Genomic DNA, 3,794 nt, shown 5'->3' on the forward strand with positions numbered 1-3,794 from the left:
ACGCCTCCATGCTGCGCCGCGACCCGGCGGTCGGCGGGCCGCGAGGCAACCTGCCCGCGGACGTGACGCCCCTCGTCGGCCGGGACGCGGCCGTCCGGGAACTGGCCGCGCTGCTGGAGGAGGCGCGCCTCGTGACGCTGCACGGGATGGGCGGGGTGGGCAAGACCCGGCTCGCGGTGGCCGTCGCGCGCGCCCTGCGCGGCGCCGGCGAGGTGTGGCTCGTGCGGCTCGACGAGGGGCTGGAGGCGGGCGCGTCCGCCGACGACGCGGCGTCGTTCACCGCCGGGGTGCTCGGGCTGCGCGACGACGCGGGTTCCGGCGGCGGACCGGCCGCGCGGCTGGGCGAGGCGCTCGGCGGCAGGCGGGCGCTGCTGGTCCTCGACAACTGCGAGCACGTGGCCGAGCCGGTGGCGCGGCTGGCGGCGGCGCTGCTGCGCGACGTCGCGGACCTGCGGGTCCTCGCCACTAGCCGGGAGCCGCTGGCGATCTCGGGGGAGCGGCTCTGGACCGTCCCGCCGCTGGACGCCGGGGCCGCAGCCGCGCTGTTCGCCGAGCGGGCGGGCCTGGCGTCCGGCCCGGGGGAGGCCGAGTCGATCGCCGCGATCTGCGACCGCCTCGACGGCGTCCCGCTGGCCCTGGAGCTGGCGGCGACGCGGGTGCGGGCGCTCGGCGTCGCCGGCCTGGCCGAACGGCTGGACGACCGCTTCCGGCTGCTGTCGTCCGGCGCCCGGGACGCCCCGCCCCGGCAGCGCACGCTCCGCGCCCTGATCGACTGGAGCTGGGAGCCCCTGGAGGAGCGCGAGCGGGCGGTGCTGCGGCGGCTGGCGGTCCACGCGGGCGGCTGCACCCTCGACGCGGCCGAGGCGGTCTGCGGCGCCGACGTCGAGACGCTCGCGGGCCTCGTCGACCGGTCGCTCGTCGTGGCGGGCGAGGGGCCGCGGTACCGGCTGCTCGAAACGGTCGCCGCGTACGGCGCCGAGCGGCTCCGGGAGGCGGGCGAGGAGGAGCGGGTGCGCCGCCGCCACGCCGACTACTACATCCGCCTCGCCGAGAGCGCCGACCTACGCGGTCCCGGGCAGCGCGACGCCCTGCGGCGGCTGCGCGCGGAGACCGGCAACCTGCGGGCCGCCCTCGACGGCGCCGTCCGGGCGGGCGACGCCGGACGCGCGCTGCGGCTGGTCGACGCGATGGGCTGGGCCTGGTTCCTGTGGGGCCGCGCCGGCGAGGCGCGCCGGGCGTTCGAGCGGGCGCTCGCCGTGCCGGGCGCGGCGGACCCGGCGTCCGCCGCGCGGGCGCGGACCTGGCACACCGGGTTCGCCCTGCTGGACGGCGACGGCGCCGACCGCGACGAGCGGGTGCGCGAGGCCCTCGCCGCCGACGGCGACCCGTGGGCGTGCTGGTTCCTCGGGTTCGTCCGCGGCGGGTTCGGGGACCTGGAGGCGATCGACGAGCTCGCGGCCCGCGCGCTCGACGGGTTCCGCGCCCGGGGAGACGAGTGGGGCGAGGCGGCGGCGCTCGCCGTGCGGGCCGGGCAGGCGCTGTCGGCCGGTGACCTCGCCCGGGCCCGCCGCGACGGCGAGCGGGCCCTGCGGCTGTTCGGCGCGGCGGGCGACCGGTGGGGCCGCCTCCAGGCCACCGAGACGCTCGGCCTGCTCGCGGAGGTGACCGGCGACTACGCCCGCGCGCGGGACCTGCACGAGAGCGGCCTGCGTGACGCCGAGGAGCTCGGGCTCGGGGCGGAGGCGGCCGGCCGCCTCGCCCGCCTCGGCCGCGTCGCGCTGCTCGAAGGCGACCTCGACCGCGCCGACGACCTGCACGAGCGCGGCAGGCGGCTGGCCGTCCGCGAGGCGCACCGCCGGATGGAGCACTTCGCCGAGGTCGGCCTCGCCCTCGCGGCGCGCAGGCGCGGGCGCCTGGCCGAGGCCGAGGCGGTCCTGCGGCGCTGGCTCGACTGGTGCCGCGCGATCGAGGGGGCGCCCGGCCTGGCCTTCCTCCTGGCCGAGCTGGGGTTCATCGCCGAGCTGCGCGGCGACGCCGCCGGGGCGCTCGACCTGCACACCGAGGGCCTGGCGGCGGCCCGCGCCACCGGCCACCCCCGCGGGGTTCGCGCTCGCCCAGGAGGGCATGGCCGGGGCGCTCTCCCTCGCCGGACGCCGCGCGGAGGCCGCGCGGGCGTTGGCCGCCGCCTCGCGGGCCAGGGCGGCCGTGGGCGCGCCGCTGCCCGCGGCGGAGCGCGGCGACGTCGACCGGATCGCCGCCCGGCTCGGCTAGGAGCGGCGGGAGCCGGAGCGGCGGGAGACCGCGAGGGGCAGGGCCAGGAACATCACGGCGGCGGTGAGCGCGAAGGCGACGGGGTAGCCGGTCGCGGCGGCCGTGACGCCGAACGCGGCGCCGCCGACGCCCATGCCGCCGTCGTAGCCGATGTTCCACAGCGCGCTGACCGTGCCGTAGCCGGACGCGGGCGCCCGCTCGAACATCATGGCCATGCTGGCGTTCTGCGTGACGCCAAAGCCCGCCCCGAACACCACCATGGCGGCGAGGACGGCGACCGTGTTCGGCGCCAGGGACAGCAGCGCGATGCCGGCCGCGGAGACGGCCACGGCGGGCAGGAGGAGCCGCGCCGCGCCGTGCCGGTCCCCGATCCGGCCCGCCCACCAGCGCGAGAGCGTGGCGGCCGCGGGCTGGACGAACAGCGCCGCCGCCGCGACCCCGGCGGGGACGGCGTCGGGCAGGAACGTGACCAGGACGCCCGCCGCCATCGCGGTCGAGGCGAACGCGAGGGCCGGGCGCAGCAGCGCCGCCGACCGCAGTCCCGCGACGATGCCGAAGGGCCGCTCGGGGGCCGGTCCGCCGGAGTCCGGGCCGGTGATCCTGCCCGGCAGGCCGGGCAGCGCCGCCAGCGCGGCGAGCGAGGCGACCGAGCCCGCGACGAACACCGGCGTGTAGCCGACCTCGCCCGCGAGCCACACCCCGAGCGGCAGCGCGAGCAGCGACGGCACCCCCGCCACGATCCCGAACAGCCCGATCCCCTCGCCGCGCCGCTCCGCCGGGAGCAGCCCCGCGACCAGCGCGCCCGACACCACCACGGCCACCGCGAAGCCGAGGCCGCGCACCAGGCTCACCGCCGTGATCGTCGCCATGGTCGAGGAGAACGGCAGCGCGAGGGAGGGCGCCCCGAGCAGCACGATTCCCGCCGCGAGGACCCGCCGGTGCCCGAACCGGTCGAGCAGCCGGGGCAGCGAGAGCTCGGCGAGCACGGTCGTCAGCATCAGCGCGCCCGTGGTGACGCCCGCCCCGACCCCGCCCGCGCCGCCGTCGACCGCGTACATCGGCACGACCGAGAACAGCAGGAAGAACCCCGTCAGCGTGCCGAAGGCGGCCGCGAACACCAGCGCCAGATGCCGCCCGACCAGCGGCGGCCGCGCGGCGGCGGAGGTGCTCGGCCGGGGCAGTGTCTCCCGTGTCTCGCTCATGGGGACGACGGTAGGGGACCATCCGGCCTGCTATATGGTCCAATTTCATGGCAATCGAGTGGGCCGGTTCGCCGCCGGAGCTGCTGCTGGACCTGGACCGCGACGCGACCGGGACGCTGCGCGCGCAGCTGGAGACCGCGCTGCGCGACGCGATCTGCACCGGACGCCTCAAGGCGGGGGAGCGGCTGCCGTCGTCCCGCGAGCTGGCCCGCCAGCTCGGCGTCTCCCGCGGCCTCGTCCAGGAGTGCTACGGCCAGCTCAACGCCGATGCAGATCGGCTTCCCGCTGGTGATCTTCATGTCGGGTCTGCAGCGGGTGGAC

General features: G+C 78.8%; 5 protein-coding genes. 2 read left to right on the forward strand and 3 right to left on the reverse strand.

The features are described from left to right. Together AB0C69_RS39565 and AB0C69_RS39570 are read right to left on the reverse strand one after the other, a co-directional pair. Positions 1–1,025 (reverse strand): hypothetical protein (locus tag AB0C69_RS39565; RefSeq protein WP_360361409.1); only part of this gene is annotated, 1,025 nt, incomplete at its 3' end. A 36-nt stretch (positions 1,026–1,061) separates the two neighbouring features. Beyond that, positions 1,062–2,126, reverse strand: a complete 1,065-nt coding sequence (locus AB0C69_RS39570; protein ID WP_360361411.1) for a hypothetical protein — start codon at positions 2,124–2,126, stop codon at positions 1,062–1,064. On the opposite strand from AB0C69_RS39570, the gene AB0C69_RS39575 reads away from it, so the two are divergent. Continuing rightward, positions 2,125–2,271, forward strand: a complete 147-nt coding sequence (locus AB0C69_RS39575) for a hypothetical protein (protein ID WP_360361414.1) — start codon at positions 2,125–2,127, stop codon at positions 2,269–2,271. The genes AB0C69_RS39570 and AB0C69_RS39575 overlap by 2 nt on opposite strands. Here the strand turns inward: AB0C69_RS39575 and AB0C69_RS39580 are convergent. Beyond that, complete coding sequence (locus tag AB0C69_RS39580) at positions 2,268–3,473, reverse strand: MFS transporter (RefSeq protein ID WP_360361417.1); 1,206 nt, start codon at positions 3,471–3,473, stop codon at positions 2,268–2,270. The two genes, AB0C69_RS39575 and AB0C69_RS39580, sit on opposite strands and share 4 nt — an antisense overlap. Before the next feature lie 47 nt (positions 3,474–3,520). On the opposite strand from AB0C69_RS39580, the gene AB0C69_RS39585 reads away from it, so the two are divergent. After that, on the forward strand, positions 3,521–3,794 hold a 274-nt coding region (locus tag AB0C69_RS39585; protein WP_360361420.1), incomplete at its 3' end, for a winged helix-turn-helix domain-containing protein.

The organism is Actinomadura sp. NPDC048032, from assembly GCF_040653175.1.
In the GTDB taxonomy this organism is placed as follows: domain Bacteria; phylum Actinomycetota; class Actinomycetes; order Streptosporangiales; family Streptosporangiaceae; genus Spirillospora; species Spirillospora verrucosospora.